The following is a 15,303-nucleotide window of genomic DNA, read 5'->3' as shown; positions in this document are numbered from 1 at the left end:
TCAAAACTTTACATGAAGGCCCCGACGGGCATGCGGCGTCTGGCCCATCCCCACCATCGCCCAGGGACTTCGGAGATTCTCCTGTGAACCTTGCCGCCGTTCGTCACGGCGTCGCCTTGCAGCCCCGCACCCTGCTGGGGCTGGTGGAGATCGCCCTGGTTCTGCTGCTCGCCGTGCAGGCTGCGCGGCTGGTCTGGATTCTCATCGCCCCGCCCTCGGGCCCGCTAGGCGTCCCCCCGGCGAGCGGCGCCGGCGCGGCGGCCCAGACCGAAATCCTCGCCCGGTTCGACCCCTTCTTCCGCCTCGGCGGTCCCACCGACGCCCCGGTGACGGCGGGCTCGGATCTCCAGCTCTATGGGGTCCGCACCGGCGGGGCGAGCGCCTCGGCCATCCTCGGCCCGCCTGGCGGCGCCCAGACCCTCTATTTCATTGGCGAGCAGGGGCCAGACGGGATCACGCTGGTGGAGGTCGCCGACGATCACGTGGTGGTGCGTCAGGGGGCCAACCGCCGCCGGATCGGCTTTCCGACGCCCAGCGGCGGCGCCTATGTTCCGCCGCCTCAATCCTCGTCGGCCGCGACCACCCCAGAAGCTGCGCCCGACTACACAGGCGCTCAGCTCATGGCCGCCCTGGCCCTGGCGCCGCGGATGCGCGATGGCCGCTCGGCGGGGTACACGGTCACGCCCCGGGGCGCTCAGGGCGCGGCCATCCTGGCCCGCGCGGGCCTCCAGCCCGGCGACGTTCTGCTCACCATCGACGGCTCGGAGCTCAATGGCGAGCGCATGAGCGAACTGCCCCAGATTCTCGCCACCGCCACCCATGTGGACCTCAGCTACGAGCGCGGCGGCCAGGTCATGAACACTCGACTGCGGATGTCTGCCCCGTGAAGAGACTGATCGCCCTCGCCATCCTCCTGGCCTCTGGCGCGAGCCTTGGGCCGACGCCTGTCGCCTATGCCCAGCAGCAGACCCTGAATCTCCAGGACGCCGACATCCGCGTCTTCATCCAGGATGTCGCCCGCGCCACCGGCCAGACCTTCATCATCGACCCCCGCGTCCAGGGGAAGGTCAGCATCAGCAGCAACGAGCCCCTGTCGCGCAACGAACTGTTCGAGGTCATGCTGTCGACCCTGCGCGCCAACGGTCTGGTCGCCGTGCCGGCCGGGGCCGGGGTCTACCGCATCACGCCCGAAGAGGGCGCGGCCGCCCAGCCCTCCAGCCTCAGCGGCGGGGGCGGATATGGCTTCTCCACCCAGGTCTTCCGGCTGCGGAATATCGACGCCGTCTCGGCCGCCGAGACGCTGAAGCCCCTGATCGGCCGCCAGGGCGTGATCATGCCCAGCCCGCGCGGGAACCTGCTGGTGGTCGCCGACTATGCCGACAACCTGACCCGCATCCGTAGCCTGCTGGGCCAGGTGGATCAGGACCGGACGCTCACCGAAACCGTCACCCTGCGCTCCAGCTCGGCCCGAGAGATCGCCAGCGTGGTCAACCAGGTGCTCAATCCGCCGGGCGCCGATCCGGGCTCCCGCAACGGCATCGTGTCGCTGGTGGTGGTGGAGAGCAGCAATTCGCTGATCCTGCGCGGGGAGCCCGAGGCTGTGCGCCCCCTCCTGGATTTGGTGCGTGATCTCGACAGCCGGGCTGAGACCAGCGGCGACGTGCGGGTCATCAACCTGCAGCACGCCGACGCCGAACAGCTTGTGCCCGTGCTTCAACAACTGGTGGGCCAGGCGCCGACCCAGAGCGGAAATGACGCCGCCTCGGCCACGCAGACGGCCGCGGCGGGAGACCAGACGGCCACGGCGGGCGGGGGCGGACGCCGCGCCAATATCGCTCGCTATCCCGGCGCCAACGCCATCGTCATCGCCGCCGACCCCGACACCCAGCGGGTGCTGGGCGAGGTGATCCGCCAGCTCGACACCCGCCGTCGCCAGGTTCTGGTCGAGGCCGTGGTGGTGGAGCTCTCCGACAACGCCGCCCAGCAGCTGGGCGTCCAGTTCGCCCTGGCCGGGATCAACGGCTCCAGCATTCCGTTCTCGGCCACCAACTATTCCAACGCCGCGCCAAACCTCCTGGCCCTGGCCGGGGCCGCGGCGGGGGAAGCCAACCTGCCGGAAGATTCCGCCGCCCTGGCCGCCCTGCGCCAGACGGCGATGGACTCCCTGCTGGGCGCACGGGGCATGATCACTGGCGGCTATGGGCGCAGCGGCGACGCCCTGTTCGGCTTCATCATCAATGCGGTGAAGAACGACACCACCTCGAACCTGCTCTCGACCCCCTCGGTGATGACCCTGGACAACCAGGAGGCGACCATCCTGGTGGGTCAGGAGATCCCGATCACCACCGGCGAGGTGCTGGGCGACTCCAACAGCAACCCCTTCCGCACCGTGCAGCGGCAGGACGTCGGCATCCAGCTGGAGGTCAAGCCGCAGATCAACGCCGGCGGCGCCATCACCCTGTTCCTGCGCCAGGAAGTGTCCAGCATCGCCGGGCCGGTGAGCGAGGACTATAACGAGCTGATCCTCGACAAGCGCTCCATCCAGACCACGGTGGCGGTGGACGACGGCGCCATCGTTGTCCTGGGCGGCCTGCTGGACCGCAATGAACGCACCACCGTCGAGCGCACGCCGATCCTGGGCGACATCCCCGTGGTGGGGAATCTGTTCAAGGCCACCTCGCGCCAGAACGTGCAGCGCAACCTGATGGTCTTCATCCGTCCGACGATCATCGAAAGCGCCGCCGACGCCCAGGCCCTGACCGCGCCCCGCTACGCCTATATCCGCGACCGGGAGCTGGCCCGCAGCCCCGACGGCCTGAGCAATCTCGACGCCCTGGTCCGCGACTACATGCAGGCCGAGCCCATCACGGCCCTGCCGCCCCCGCCGCCTCCGCCGCCGGGGCTCTGAGATGGAGGCCGACGGTCCGCCCCTGCTGCCCTACGGATTCGCCAAGCGGCACGGCGTGGTGCTGCTGGGCATGGACGAGGTCGCCCATGTGGCCTTGCGCGACGGCGCCGATCCCCTGGCCCTGGTGGAGGCCCGCCGCGCCCTGGGTCGCGCCCTGAAGATCCACACCCTCCCGCGGGCCGAGTTCGAGCGGCGCCTGTCGGAGGCCTATGCCGATGACGGCCTGTCGGCCGGCGGCTCGGACGATCTCGACATGCCCGGCGGCCTCGACAGCCTGGCCGAGGACATTCCCGCCGCCGCCGACCTGCTCGACAGCCAGGACGACGCCCCGATCATCCGACTGATCAATGGCGTCATCGCCGAGGCCATCCGCCGCGGCGCCTCCGACGTGCATGTGGAGCCCTTCGAGACCGCGCTGATCATCCGGCTGCGGATCGACGGTGTGCTGCGCGAGGTGCTCAGCCTGTCTCATCGGCTGAGTCCGCTGATCGTCAGCCGCATCAAGGTCATGGCCCGCCTGGACATCGCCGAGCGGCGCACCCCCCAGGATGGCCGCATCTCCCTGGCGCTCGGCGGTCGCAGCCTCGATGTCCGGGTCTCCACCCTGCCGTCCCGGGCCGGCGAGCGGGTGGTGATGCGCATCCTGGATCAGGAACAGGCCGGCATTCCGCTGCCGGAGCTGGGCATGCGGCCTGCCGTGCTGACGGCCTTCCAGCGGGCGCTCGCCGAACCCAATGGGGTGATCCTGGTCACCGGCCCCACGGGCTCGGGCAAGACCACCAGCCTCTATGCCGGCCTGAGCCTCCTCAACGACGCCAGCCGCAACATCCTGACCATCGAGGACCCGGTGGAGTACGCCGTGCCCGGCGTCGGCCAGACCCAGGTCAACGCCAAGGTCGGCATGACCTTCGCCGCCGGTCTGCGGGCCATCCTGCGCCAGGACCCCGACGTGGTCATGGTCGGCGAAATCCGCGACGTGGAGACCGCCCAGATCGCCGTCCAGGCCAGCCTGACCGGCCACCTGGTGCTGTCGACCGTCCACACCAATGACGCCGCAGGCGCGGTGACGCGGCTGCGCGACATGGGGGTCGAACCCTTCCTGCTGGCCTCCACCGTGCGGCTGATCGTGGCCCAGCGCCTGGTCCGCCGGCTCTGCCCCACCTGTCGCCGGCCCGAGCCCGCCGATGAGGCGACAGCCCGCCAGGCCGGGGTGGCGCAGGGTCAGATCCTGTACCGCGCCCAGGGCTGCGGCGACTGCGGCCAGACCGGCTATGTGGGTCGGATCGGCATCTATGAGGCCATCTGGATCGACGGCCATGTGCGCCGGCTGATCGGCGAGAACGCCGACGAGGCCACCATCGCCGCGGCCGGCGTGGCCTCAGGCGGCGGCAGCCTTTCGGCCGAGGCGCACGCCTGCGTCCTTGAGGGCCTGACCACCGTGGAAGAGGCCATGCGGGTCACGCGCCAGGAAGGCGGCGGTCATGGCCAGCTTTGACTATGTCGCCCTGGACCTGGCCGGCCGCACCCGCACCGGCCACCTGACCGCCGCCGACGAGACCGCCGCGCGCGAGGTTCTGGAACGTCGGCGCCTGGCCGCCATCCGCCTGTCGCCGGGCAAGGCCAAGCCGGGCTCGGCAGGCCTGTTCGGCGGGCGGCTGGACGCCCGGTCCCTGGCGCTCGCCACCCGGCAGCTCGCAACGCTGGTCGCGGTCGCGCCGCTGGAAGAAGCTTTGCGGACGATCGCCGTCCAGGCGGAGAAGCCCGCCGTGCGCAATGCGCTGATGGGGGTGCATGGCGGCGTGCTGGAAGGCTACCGCCTCTCGGACGCCATGGCGCGCCAGGGCCGCGCCTTTCCACCGCTCTACCGGGCCATGGTCGCGGCCGGCGAAGGCTCCGGCGCCCTGCCGTCGATCCTGGAGCGTCTGGCCGATCTGCTGGAGCGTGACCAGCAGGCCCAGAGCAAGGTGACTGCGGCGCTGATCTATCCGGCCGTCCTGGCCGTCACCGCCCTGCTGGTGGTCCTGGCCCTGATGACCTTCGTGGTGCCCAAGGTGGTCGACCAGTTCGAGTCCATGGGCCAGACCCTGCCGCTGCTGACCCGCCTGGTGATCGGGACCTCGGACGCGATCCGCAGCTATGGCCTGGTCATGCTGCTGGTGCTGGTGGTCGCCGGCTTCGGGGCGGCCCGCGCCCTGCGGCGGCCGGACATCCGGATGAAGGCCGATGCGCTCATGCTGCGCCTGCCAATCCTGGGACGACTGACCCGCGACCTGCATGCGGCGCGACTGGCCCGCACGCTGTCGACCATGATCGCCAGCGGTCTGCCGATCCTGGAGGGGCTGCAGATCACCGCGCCCACCATCCACAATCACGTCCTGCGCCAGGCGACCGTCGACATGGCCGAGATGATCCGCGAGGGCGGGGCCCTGTCCTCGGCCATGCGCAAGGTGGCGGTTTTCCCGCCCTTGCTCGTCTATATGACCGCCAGCGGCGAGAACAGCGGCCGGGTCGAGCTGATGCTGGGCCGGGCGGCGGAGTATATGGAGCGCGAGTTCGCGACCTTCACCGCCGTGGCGCTGAGCCTGCTGGAGCCGGCGATCATCATTCTCATGGGCGGGCTGGTGGCGGTCATCGTCCTGTCCATCCTGCTGCCCATCCTGCAGATCAACACCCTGGCCCTGGGCTAGGTTTTCGCGTTCGAAGGACCCGTCATGACCCGACGCCCCATGCGACCCCGCCCAGCTTCCGAGGCCGGCTTCACCCTGGTGGAGCTGATGGTGGTGGTGGTCATCATCGGCCTGCTGGCCACGGTGGTGATGATCAACGTCCTGCCCAGCCAGGACCGCGCCATGCGTGAGAAGGCCAAGGCCGATGTCTCCACCCTGGAACAGGCGGTCGAAACCTATCGGCTGGAGATGCTGGCCTATCCCACCACCAGCCAGGGCCTGGCGGCCCTGACCCAGCTTCCGGCCGGCGTTCCCCGGGCCGATCGCTATCGGGACGGCGGCTATATCCGCCGCCTGCCTGAGGACCCCTGGGGCAATCCCTATCAGTACGCCTATCCCGGCGAGCGGGGCCGGTTCGATGTCTATTCCTTCGGCGCCGACGGGGCCAAGGGCGGCGAAGGCGAGGATGCGGACATCGGCAACTGGAACTGAGGCCGTCCCCAGGACGCGCCGCCGCGCTGAGGCCGGCTTCACCCTGGTGGAGCTGATGGTGGTGCTTGTCATCCTGGGCCTGATGGGCGCCGCGGTGGTGATGACCGCGCCGGATGGCCGGGGCGAGGTGCGGCGAGAGGCCGAGAACCTGGCTGGCCGCCTTGTGCGCGCCCGCGAGGAATCCCTGCTGACCAACCGCGCCGTGGAGGTTCGACTGGCTGCGGATGGCTATGACTTCCGCGTTCTGCGCCGGGGACAGTGGGAGCCGCTGGAGGCGGCGCCTTTCAAGGCCCACGCCTGGCTGCCGGGCGTATCTGCGCGTCTTCAGGCCGCGCCGGGGCGCGACGCCGTGCGGTTCGATCCCACCGGTTCGGCCGAGCCCGCCAAGGTGACCCTGTCGCGGGCCGATCAGCAGATGACGGTCAGCGTCGACGTAACCGGTGAGGTGCGGCTCGATGCGCCGGCCGGCTGACCAGGGCTTCACGCTCATCGAGCTGCTGGTCGCCCTGGCGGTGTTCAGCCTGGTGGTTCTCGCGCTCCTGAACCTGGCGGGGGAAAACACCCGCACCGCCCAGCTGCTCCAGACCCGCACCCTGGCGGCTATAGTGGCGGAGAACGCCGCCGTCGAGGCCCTGATCTCGCCGGAGCCGCCGGCCCTGGGCGACACCGAGGGTCAGGTCCAGCTCGGTGGCCAGGACTGGGTCTGGCGTCGCACCACTGCGGCTGCAGACCAGGGCCTGCTGCGGATCGACATTCAGGTCAGGGGCGTCAGCGAGCCGCGAACCCTGGCCGAGGTCATCGTCTTCCGGGTGGGCGCATGAAGGGCTTCACCCTGGTGGAGATGCTGGTGGCCCTGCTGGTCTTCAGCCTGCTCTCGGCCGCCGGCGTGGCCGTGCTGGGCTTCGCCGCCGACAACCGCGCCGTGGTCCGCGAACGTATGGACGAGATCGCCGCCCTGCAGAGCGCCCGCGCCCTGATCAAGACCGACCTGGAGCAGATCGCCGATCGCCGTACCCGCGCCGACGGCGGCGCCCCCAGCCGTAGCCTCAGCGGCGGCGAGAGCGCGGGGGCGCCGGTGCTGGCCTTCACCCGCCGCGGCTGGGACAATCCCGACGCCGCGCCGCGGGCGGCCCTGCAGTATGTCGAATACCGCCTGGTGGAAGACCGCCTGGAGCGGCGCGCTCGCCCGGCCCTGGACGGCGCGGCCTTGGGCGAGCCCCAGGTGCTGTTGCGCGGGGTGAGGGGGCTGGTCGTCGCCTTCTACGCCCGTGGGTCCTGGGCGCCGGCCTGGGCCCCCACGGCCGATCGGCCCCTGCCGCAGGCGGTTCGTCTGCAGATGGACCTGGAATCCTTCGGCGAGGTGACCCAGCTGGTTCTGCTGCCGGATGGCGGCGCATGAGGCGGCGTCTGGACAAGCCCTCGGAGCGGGGCGTCGCCCTGCTGACGGTGCTGCTGCTGGTCGCCGTGCTGGCGACGCTCGCCGCCGTGGTGCTGGACGACATCCGCTTCGGGATACGTCGGGCCGCCAACGCCGAGGCCGTTGGCCAGGCCCGCTGGTACGCCCTGGGCGCCGAGACCCTGGCGGCCGGCCAGATCGGCCAGCTGGTGCGGGCCTCGGACCGGGTCACCCTGGATGGCGGCTGGCATGACCGGCCCTTCAGCTTCCCGGTGGAGAACGGCCTGATCCAGAGCCGCATCACCGATGGCGCCGCCTGCTTCAACCTGAACAGCGTCGTTCAGGGGGCCGGCGATGTGCTGAGCCGACGCGACACCGGCCTCGCCCAGTTCAACGCCCTGCTCGCGGCGCTGAACTTTGCGCCCCGCGACGCTGAGATGCTGGGGGCGGCCCTGACCGACTGGATCGACAGCGACGGGGTCCGCGAGAGCGGCGGCGCCGAGGATGAGGCCTATCTGGCCGGATCGCCCGCCTATCGGACCGGCGGGACCCTGCTGGCCGAGGTCAGCGAGCTGCGGGCCATCCGTGGCTTCACGCCGGCGGTCTATGCCCGCCTGCGGCCCTATGTGTGCGCCTTGCCAACCAGTGAGCTGTCACCGATCAATGTGAACACCGTGACGCCGGACAAGGCGGTGTTGATCACCATGCTGACGGAAGGGGCGGTGAGCCCGGAACTCGCCCAACGGCTGATCGTCGGGCGGCCAGCCGGCGGCTGGAGCGCCTCCGACTTCCTGCAGCTGCCGGCCATAGTGGAGGCTGGCGTCGCCGAGCCCGGCCAGATCAAAGCCAAAACCGATTACTTCACCCTGCAGACCCAGGTGGACTATCTCGACGCCGAGGTGGTCGCCAGCGGCCTGTTCGAGGTCGACACCGCCGGCCAGGTCCGCCTGGTCGCCCGCCGATGGACATACGACGAATGAACCGAACCCGCATCGTCCTCGCCGGCGCGGCGCCTGACGCCGAGCCGACCTATCTGATCCTCGACGAGCTGGGCTCGGTGGTCGGGCGCGGCATCCTGCCCGTGCAGGAGGCCTCGGCCCTGACGCCGATGCGCAACGTGCTGGTGATCCCCGGCGCCGACGTGCTGGTGCGCTGGGCGCCGATCAAGGCGGCCTCTGAGGCTCAGGCCCGGGGGGCGGCCCTGGCGTCGCTGGAAGATCAGATGACCAGCGCCGTGGGCGCCCATGTGGCCCTGTCGCCGCCCGAGGCCGACGGCCATCGCCTGATCGTCGCGCTCTCAACGGCCCGGATGCAGGCCTGGCTCGACCACGCCGCCCTGCATGGCGTGACGCCTGACCTGGTCATTCCCGACTGCCTGGCCCTGCCCGAGCCGCCCGAGGATCCCGACGGCGTGCCGGTCATCGTCACAGCGGACTTCGGCGCTCTGACCGCCGTGCGGGGCCAGCGGCTGGCCTTTACCGGCGAGCCGGACCTGGTGGCGGCCATTGTCGGCGAGCGCCCGGCCCAAGCGCTGGCGGGACCGGGCCTGGAGCGCGCCCTGGCCGACATGGCGGTGAGCCCGGCCGTCAATCTGCTGCAGGGCGATTTCGATCCGGCGCGGCGAGAGCCGCTGGGCCGCCGGGACCTGGTCAGGCCTGCGGCCCTGGCCCTGGCCCTGCTGATCAGCCCGCTGATCCTCTGGGGCGCCAAGGCCGGCGCCGACCACATGCGCGCCCGTCAGGCCGAGGCCCGGGCCGAGGCCAAGGTCGCCGCCATCCTGCCGCAAGGGACGCCGGTCACCGATCCGGCCGCCCAGGCCCAGGCGCAATTGGACGCGCTCAGCCTGGCGTCTGGCGGCGGCGCCAGCGGCCTTGCCGCGACGTTGTTCTTCGCCGTCGAGCCGATGGATCAGGTGCAGGTCGAAAGCCTGATCATCATGCCTGACGGCACGGCCCGGGCTGCGCTCAGCCATGCGGCCTATTCCGATGGCGAAGGCCTGGCCCAGGCTCTGAACGCCTCGGGTCTCACTGTGCGGGTCGAGGGCTCCCGGGAAGAGGGCGGCCGGGTGATCAGCGACGTCATTCTGGGAGCACGGTGATGGTGGACTGGTGGACGACGCGCAGCCGGCGCGAGCAGATTCTTCTGGGCGCCCTGGGCGGCCTGCTCCTGATCTTCATCCTGTGGTTCGGTGTGGCTTCGCCCCTGCGCGGCGCGGCGCGGGACGCCGAGGACCACCTGGCCCGCGCCCTGGCCGACGAGGCGGTCGTGAACGCCGCCGTCTCCGAGATCGCCCGCCTGGGCGAGGCTGCGCCTGCCCCCACGCTCTCGGCGCCGGTGGAGCAGCTGGTGGCCGACACCGCCGCGGCGGCCGGTCTGGAGGTGGTGCGGATCGAGGCTGGCGAGGACGGCGGGGTCCAGGCGGTGGTGATGGGACCCAGCGCATCGGTGATGCCCTGGATCGCCCTCCTGCAGGCCGAGCACGCCATCGCCGCCCGTCACCTGACGGTGTTGAAGGGCGACATAGGCCAGCTGGATGTGGACGCCACCTTCTTTCCGGTGACCCCATGAGGCCCGCTTCGCCAAACCTGCCGCTCGCTGCGCCGGCCCTGGCCGCGGTGTTCGGTGTAGCCGCACTCCTGGTCCTCCTGGCCATGGCGCCGTTAAGCCTCGCCCTGGGGGATCGCGCGGCGGGCGCGGGTCTGAGCGCGGCCCAGGTTTCGGGAACGGTCTGGCGCGGCCGCCTGTCCGACGCGGCCTATCGGGGTTTGCGGCTCGGCGATGTGCGGTTGGGGACCAGCCCCCTGTCATTGCTGGCGGGCCGACCGCGGCTCGGCTTCAAAGGCGAGGCCGCGACCGGGGCCGCGCGGTTGGGGCGCGGGGGGATCGAGCTGATCGACCTGGACGCCGCCTTGCCCCTTGGCCAGCTTGCGCCCGCCGCGGGCCTCTCCGGGACGGTGCGAATGGCCGATGTGTCCCTCGATCTTCGAGATGGGGAATGCCGGCGGGCGGATGGCCAGGTGTGCTTGGCGGACATCGGCCTGGCCGGCCTGCAGCTTCCGGGGCTCGCCCTAGTGGGCGACCCGACCTGCTCAGGCGCCTCGCTCGCCTTGCCGCTTCGCGGCCAGGCCGAAGGGGTCGATGTGCAGGCGGACCTGCTGATCGGGGCCGACGGCGGCTATCAGATGGACCTGATCCTGCGCACCACCCGCCCCGAGGTGGAGGCGGCCCTGGGGATGGCCGGCTATGAGCGGACCTTGAACGGTTATCAACGGCGGCTGGTCGGGCGGCTAGGCCAGCCCTAGGGGCCCATAAAGCCAGGTCAGCCAGACGCCGGCCGCCAGGAACACGCCGAAGGGCAGGGGCTGATCGGCGGCGGTCGCCCGGCCTCGCAGGCGCTGGACCAACACGAAGACCAGGCCCGACGCCGCGCCGATGAGCAGGATGCTGGGCAGGGCGATGGCGCCGCACCAGGCGCCGCCGCCGGCCAGGAGCCAGGCGTCGCCGCCGCCCAGGCCCTCTCGCCCTCGGAAACTCCGATAGGCCAGGGCCAGGAGACTGAGGCCGGCGAAGCCAAGGCCTGCGCCCAGGAGATGGCTGGCCAGCACGCCCTGGGCTGCGGCGACAGCCAGGCCCGAGACGATCAGCGGCAGGGTCAGCATCCGCGGCAACCAGAAGTGCTCGGCGTCGAGCAGGGCCAGAAGCAGCAGTTGCCAGGCTAGCAGAGCGCCGAGAAAACCCTCCGCCGAAGGCTGCGCCAGCATCGACCACAGGGCGAGCGCCGGGCAGGCCAGCTCCAGGGCCAGGTAGCGGCGGGGGATCGGCGCGCCGCAGGTGCGACACCGGCCTCGCAAGCCGGCGAAGGAGAGAATCGGGACCAGATCGATCGGCCCCAGCGGCCGCGCGCAGGCGGGGCAGGCCGAGCGCGCCAGGGCGACCGGCTTGCCCTCCGGCAGACGCAGGCTCATCAGGCCGAGGAAACTGCCGACGAACGGGCCGAGCAGCACGGCGGCGACCAGCCAGCTCAGATCGGCTTGCATGGGCATGGAGGCGTCGGCGGGACCAGGTCCCGCCGATCGATCCTTAGTCGGGCCGGCTCATGGAGGTCATGGCGCGGGCGGCGGCCTTCACAGCCTCATGCTCGGGGGGCAGCAACGGGATCAGACCGCGGCTCTGCAGATAGCCGCCCCGACCCGCCGCGGCGTCCGAGGTGAATTCGGTGACGAATTCCTGCAGGCCGAGGGTCACCCCCACATGGGCCTTCTTCACATAGATGAAGATCGAGCGGGACAGGGGGTAGGTTCCCTCGGCGATGGTGGCGACCGTCGGCGCGACGCCGTCGATCGGCATGGCCTTCACCTTGTCGCCGTTCTCTTCCAGGAAGGAGTAGCCGAACACGCCCAGCGATCCCGGAGTCTTGGTCAGGGTCTGGACGATGGCGTTGTCGTTTTCGCCGGAGTCGATCCAGCCTTCCCGGCGCAGCGGGTGGGTCATCTGCTTGAATTCGTCAGAATCCCGTTCGCGCAGGGCCCGGGCGGTGGGGTAGGTCAGAGCCGAGGCTTCGATCCCCAGCTCGACGAAGGCGTCGCGGGTGCCCGACGTCGGCGGCGGCCCATAGACCAGGATGCGGTTGTTCGGCAGGCCCGGGCCGATCTCGTTCCAGTTGGTGTAGGGGTTGGGCACGAACTTGCCGCCGCGCAGCACATTGGCGCCGAGCGCCAGATAGAGGTGGGGCAGGCGGAACTGATAGTCCGGCGCGCCGCGGTCGGCGGCGATGACGATGCCGTCATAGCCGACCTTCAGTTCGACGATGTCATTCACCCCGTTGGCGCGGCAGGTGTCGAACTCCTGCTGGGTCATGGGGCGCGAGGCGTTGGCGATGTCGGGGAAGTTGTCGCCGACCCCGCTGCAGAACAGCTTGATGCCGCCGCCGGTCCCCAGCGACTCGACATTGGGGGCCTTCATGCCGGTCTTTCGGCCGTAGTTCTCGGCGACCCGGGTGGCGAAGGGAAAGACGGTCGAAGAACCCGCCGCCCACACATAGTCCCGCGCCGCATGGGCGCTGCCGGCGCCGCCCAGCAGGGCGACCGCGGCGCAGAGGCCAATAAGCGTCTTCATCGTGTCTCTCCTAGCTCACCGGCAGAGCCTGCCCAGCTCTGTTTGGCCCACAGGCCTAAGGCGCCGTGACGTTGATTTCCAGACCGACCTTGTCGCCGCAGCCGGTGACAGTTTTCGGACAAACCGTCAGCTTGTGGCGTTCGGCTGTTTCAGCCGCCGGGCTTTTCGCCGTCCAGCTGGGGGTCGAGCAGCTTGTGGGCGTGGATGATGAAGTAGCGCATCAGGGCGTTATCGACGGTCGCCAGGGCCTTGGAGCGCCAGACCGCCAGGGCTTCGTCATAGGTCGGATAGGCGCCGACCAGGTCGATCTTCGAAGGGTCGCGGAAACGAACTTGCTCGACTTCCTCGAGTTCGCCGCCGATCACGATATGCAAAAGCTGTTTTTCGGGCATGTCTTCCTCGAAAGAGGGCTCAGTTTGGTATGGCGATATGCGAGACCCGCGCCATGATCAATGGGGCCAATCGTGGCGCCGCGCATAACAAACTCCGTTGGGACGGAATTCGACCATTATAGGCGAAGCCGCCGCCCAGATGGTCGCCGCAATAGGCCCCGGCCTCCCGGGCCACCAGGTCGGCGGCGGCCAGGTCCCAGTCGGCCTTGGCCACCAGGGCCAGGGCCGCGTCGAACTGCCCCGAGGCCACCAGGCACATGCGATAGGCCGTCGAGTTGCGCGACTCCACCCGCATGGCCGGCCAGGGTTCTGGCCAGGATGGGTGGTCGAACATCCGCTGGTCGCCGACCATGCCGCAGCCATCCAGGCGCAAGGTGGGCGCCGGCACGATCAGCGAGCCGTTCAGCTTGGCCCCGCCGCCGCGGGTGGCGGTATAGACCTCGCCCACCTGCGGGGCATAGACGACGCCGGCGATCGGCTGGCCGTCTTCGACCACGGCGGCAGAGATCACCCACCAGGGCTTGTCCTTCATATAGGCCCGGGTGCCGTCGATGGGATCGACCACGAAGACCCGCCGCCGATCCAAGCGCTCCAGATCGTCGGCCGTCTCCTCCGACAGCCAGCCATAGTCGGGGCGCGCCCGGCCAAGGGTGGTCTTCAACAGAGTGTCGGTGGCGAAATCGGCGTTGGTGACCGGAGAATTGCCCTCCTTCCACGCGATCTTGAGCCCCCGCGCCCGCAGCTCCAGGGCCAGGGTTCCGGCCTCAATGGCGGCGGCCACCAGAAGCTCCAGGTCCTGAGCGGGGCTGGGGGCGGGGCTGGGGGTCATTTCCCCGCGATCGCCAGGGCGTCGATCAATACGGACGGCGCGTTGGACGCCCCGCGGATTTCCAGGTCGGAGCCGGGGACCAGACGCGCGTACATCTCGATCAGATTGCCGGCCACGGTGATCTCGCTGACCGGATAGGCGAGCTCGCCGTCCTCGAACCAGAAGCCTGAGCAGCCCACCGACCAGTCGCCGGTGTTGCCGTTCAGGGACGGACCAAACATCGAGGTGATCAGCAGCCCCTTGCCGGCGCTGCGCATCAGGCTCGCCTGATCCTCGGCGCCAGGCTGCAGGGTCAGGTTGGAGACGCCGACCCCCGGCGGCCCGGCCAGGCCGCGGGAGGCGTGGCCGGTGGTCTCCAGGCCAAGCTGGCGGGCCGAGCTGGAATTGAGCAGCCAGGTGGTCAGCACGCCCTTGTCGATCAGGTCCATGGCCCGGGTCTCGACGCCCTCGTCGTCGAAGGGGCTGGAGCCCAGGCCCCGGCGCCGGTGGGGATCGTCGGTCAGGGTCACGCCAGGCGCGAAAACCGGCTGGCCGAGCTTGTCCTTCAGGAAGGAGGAGCCACGGGCGATGGAGGGGCCGGAGATGGCGCCGATCAGGGGGCTGATGATCGACATGGCCAGGCGGTTCTCGAAGATCACCGGCGCCGTGGTCGAGGCGATCTTGCGCGAGCCCAGGCGTGCGGCGGCCCGGCGGCCAGCTTCAGTCCCGATCCCCTCCGGACCCGGCAGATCCTCATGCCAGCGCACCGAGCGGCCGTCATAGCCGGTCTCCATGGACTGGCCGTCGCCGGCGATGGCCGAGGCGCCGAGAGAGAAGCCGGACGCCTGATGGGAGCCTGCGAAGCCATGGCTGGTGGCGATCAGCCATTTGGCGGTGGACCAGCCGGCCGTGGCCCCATCGGAATTGACCACGCCCTTCACGGCGCGCGCAGAGGCCTCGGCGGCGCGGGCGCGGTCCTCCAGGGTTTCGGGCGAAAGCTCGGTCGGATCATAGAGGTCGAGATCCAGGTGCGGGCCCTGGGCCAGCCGCTCGGCCGGCGCGAACCCGGCATAGGGATCTTCGGGCGCCAGGCGGGCCATGGCCACGGCGCGATCGACCAGCTTGGACAGGGCTTGCGGCGACAGATCCGAACCCGAGACCGTCGCCTGACGCTGGCCGACAAAGACCCGCAGGCCGAGGTCGCGGGACTCCTCGCGCTCCACCTCTTCCAGCTCGCCCTCACGGACGGAGATCGACAGGGACTGGCGTTCGGCGGTGACGGCCTCGGCCGCATCGGCGCCGGCCTTGCGGGCGGCGGCGATCAGCTCGGCGAGCAGGTTTTGATCCATCCCTGCCATATGGCGAACCTCAGGCTGTCGAGCAAGCCGGGTGAGGCCGCGCAGGTCCGGCTCGGCCCTCGTCCAGCCCGATAGAAAATCCCGTGCGCGATCATCAAGTTTATTGATTTTCCAATGCCCCGCCCCCGGGCCTAGGCTGCGCTAACGCTTAAAACGCGAGGGAGAACG

The 15,303-nt window shown here is 70.3% G+C and carries 17 protein-coding genes; 12 read left to right on the top strand and 5 right to left on the bottom strand.

Annotation, left to right across the window (positions count from 1 at the left end; translation table 11 throughout):
- The first annotated feature begins 83 nt into the window (after positions 1-83).
- The 12 genes from Q8L83_RS12815 to Q8L83_RS12760 are packed head-to-tail and all read left to right on the top strand — an operon-like array spanning position 84 to position 10,764.
- Positions 84-887, top strand: coding sequence for a type II secretion system protein N (locus Q8L83_RS12815; protein ID WP_305287516.1), 804 nt, complete (start codon positions 84-86; stop codon positions 885-887).
- The gene (gene gspD / locus Q8L83_RS12810) at positions 884-2,908 is read left to right on the top strand and encodes a type II secretion system secretin GspD (protein ID WP_305287514.1); all 2,025 of its coding nucleotides are present in this window, start codon (positions 884-886) and stop codon (positions 2,906-2,908) included. The genes Q8L83_RS12815 and gspD overlap by 4 nt, the downstream gene beginning before the upstream one ends.
- A 1-nt stretch (position 2,909) precedes the next feature.
- On the top strand, positions 2,910-4,403 hold the full coding sequence (gene gspE, locus Q8L83_RS12805; protein ID WP_305287513.1) for a type II secretion system ATPase GspE: 1,494 nt from the start codon (positions 2,910-2,912) through the stop codon (positions 4,401-4,403).
- On the top strand, positions 4,390-5,595 hold the full coding sequence (gene gspF, locus Q8L83_RS12800; protein WP_305287512.1) for a type II secretion system inner membrane protein GspF: 1,206 nt from the start codon (positions 4,390-4,392) through the stop codon (positions 5,593-5,595). Before gspE ends, gspF begins: the two co-directional genes overlap by 14 nt.
- 24 nt (positions 5,596-5,619) lie before the next feature.
- Entirely contained in the window at positions 5,620-6,066 is a 447-nt protein-coding gene (gene gspG / locus Q8L83_RS12795; RefSeq protein WP_305287510.1) for a type II secretion system major pseudopilin GspG, read from the top strand.
- On the top strand, positions 6,041-6,538 hold the full coding sequence (locus Q8L83_RS12790; protein WP_305287508.1) for a GspH/FimT family pseudopilin: 498 nt from the start codon (positions 6,041-6,043) through the stop codon (positions 6,536-6,538). Before gspG ends, Q8L83_RS12790 begins: the two co-directional genes overlap by 26 nt.
- Positions 6,522-6,887, top strand: a complete 366-nt coding sequence (gene gspI, locus Q8L83_RS12785; RefSeq protein ID WP_305287505.1) for a type II secretion system minor pseudopilin GspI — start codon at positions 6,522-6,524, stop codon at positions 6,885-6,887. Before Q8L83_RS12790 ends, gspI begins: the two co-directional genes overlap by 17 nt.
- Positions 6,884-7,465, top strand: a complete 582-nt coding sequence (gene gspJ / locus Q8L83_RS12780; RefSeq protein WP_305287503.1) for a type II secretion system minor pseudopilin GspJ — start codon at positions 6,884-6,886, stop codon at positions 7,463-7,465. The genes gspI and gspJ overlap by 4 nt, the downstream gene beginning before the upstream one ends.
- Entirely contained in the window at positions 7,462-8,442 is a 981-nt protein-coding gene (gspK, locus tag Q8L83_RS12775) for a type II secretion system minor pseudopilin GspK (protein WP_305287502.1), read from the top strand. Before gspJ ends, gspK begins: the two co-directional genes overlap by 4 nt.
- Positions 8,439-9,560, top strand: a complete 1,122-nt coding sequence (gene gspL / locus Q8L83_RS12770) for a type II secretion system protein GspL (RefSeq protein WP_305287501.1) — start codon at positions 8,439-8,441, stop codon at positions 9,558-9,560. The genes gspK and gspL overlap by 4 nt, the downstream gene beginning before the upstream one ends.
- The gene (gene gspM / locus Q8L83_RS12765) at positions 9,560-10,030 is read left to right on the top strand and encodes a type II secretion system protein GspM (RefSeq protein ID WP_305287500.1); all 471 of its coding nucleotides are present in this window, start codon (positions 9,560-9,562) and stop codon (positions 10,028-10,030) included. The genes gspL and gspM overlap by 1 nt, the downstream gene beginning before the upstream one ends.
- On the top strand, positions 10,027-10,764 hold the full coding sequence (locus Q8L83_RS12760) for a type II secretion system protein N (protein ID WP_305287498.1): 738 nt from the start codon (positions 10,027-10,029) through the stop codon (positions 10,762-10,764). Before gspM ends, Q8L83_RS12760 begins: the two co-directional genes overlap by 4 nt.
- Here Q8L83_RS12760 and Q8L83_RS12755 read toward each other — a convergent pair.
- The 5 genes from Q8L83_RS12755 to Q8L83_RS12735 form a co-directional block, all read right to left on the bottom strand.
- Entirely contained in the window at positions 10,750-11,505 is a 756-nt protein-coding gene (locus Q8L83_RS12755) for an A24 family peptidase (RefSeq protein WP_370868391.1), read from the bottom strand. The genes Q8L83_RS12760 and Q8L83_RS12755 overlap by 15 nt on opposite strands.
- A gap of 37 nt (positions 11,506-11,542) precedes the next feature.
- Positions 11,543-12,577, bottom strand: coding sequence for a substrate-binding domain-containing protein (locus tag Q8L83_RS12750; protein ID WP_305287496.1), 1,035 nt, complete (start codon positions 12,575-12,577; stop codon positions 11,543-11,545).
- 149 nt (positions 12,578-12,726) lie between these two features.
- A complete protein-coding gene (locus Q8L83_RS12745; protein WP_305287495.1) occupies positions 12,727-12,969 on the bottom strand; it encodes a DUF4170 domain-containing protein in 243 nt (80 codons plus the stop codon).
- A gap of 19 nt (positions 12,970-12,988) precedes the next feature.
- Positions 12,989-13,798 (bottom strand): 3'(2'),5'-bisphosphate nucleotidase CysQ, encoded by an 810-nt coding sequence (locus Q8L83_RS12740; protein ID WP_305287493.1) that lies wholly within the window; start codon positions 13,796-13,798, stop codon positions 12,989-12,991.
- On the bottom strand, positions 13,795-15,126 hold the full coding sequence (locus Q8L83_RS12735; protein ID WP_305287491.1) for a TldD/PmbA family protein: 1,332 nt from the start codon (positions 15,124-15,126) through the stop codon (positions 13,795-13,797). The genes Q8L83_RS12740 and Q8L83_RS12735 overlap by 4 nt, the downstream gene beginning before the upstream one ends.
- Between the last annotated feature and the right edge of the window lie 177 nt (positions 15,127-15,303).

The sequence above is a fragment of the Phenylobacterium sp. genome, from assembly GCF_030680185.1.
Classification (GTDB): Bacteria; Pseudomonadota; Alphaproteobacteria; order Caulobacterales; family Caulobacteraceae; genus Phenylobacterium.
The sequence above is the reverse complement of the archived record's forward strand: the minus strand, read 5'-3'. Positions and strand labels throughout refer to the sequence as shown.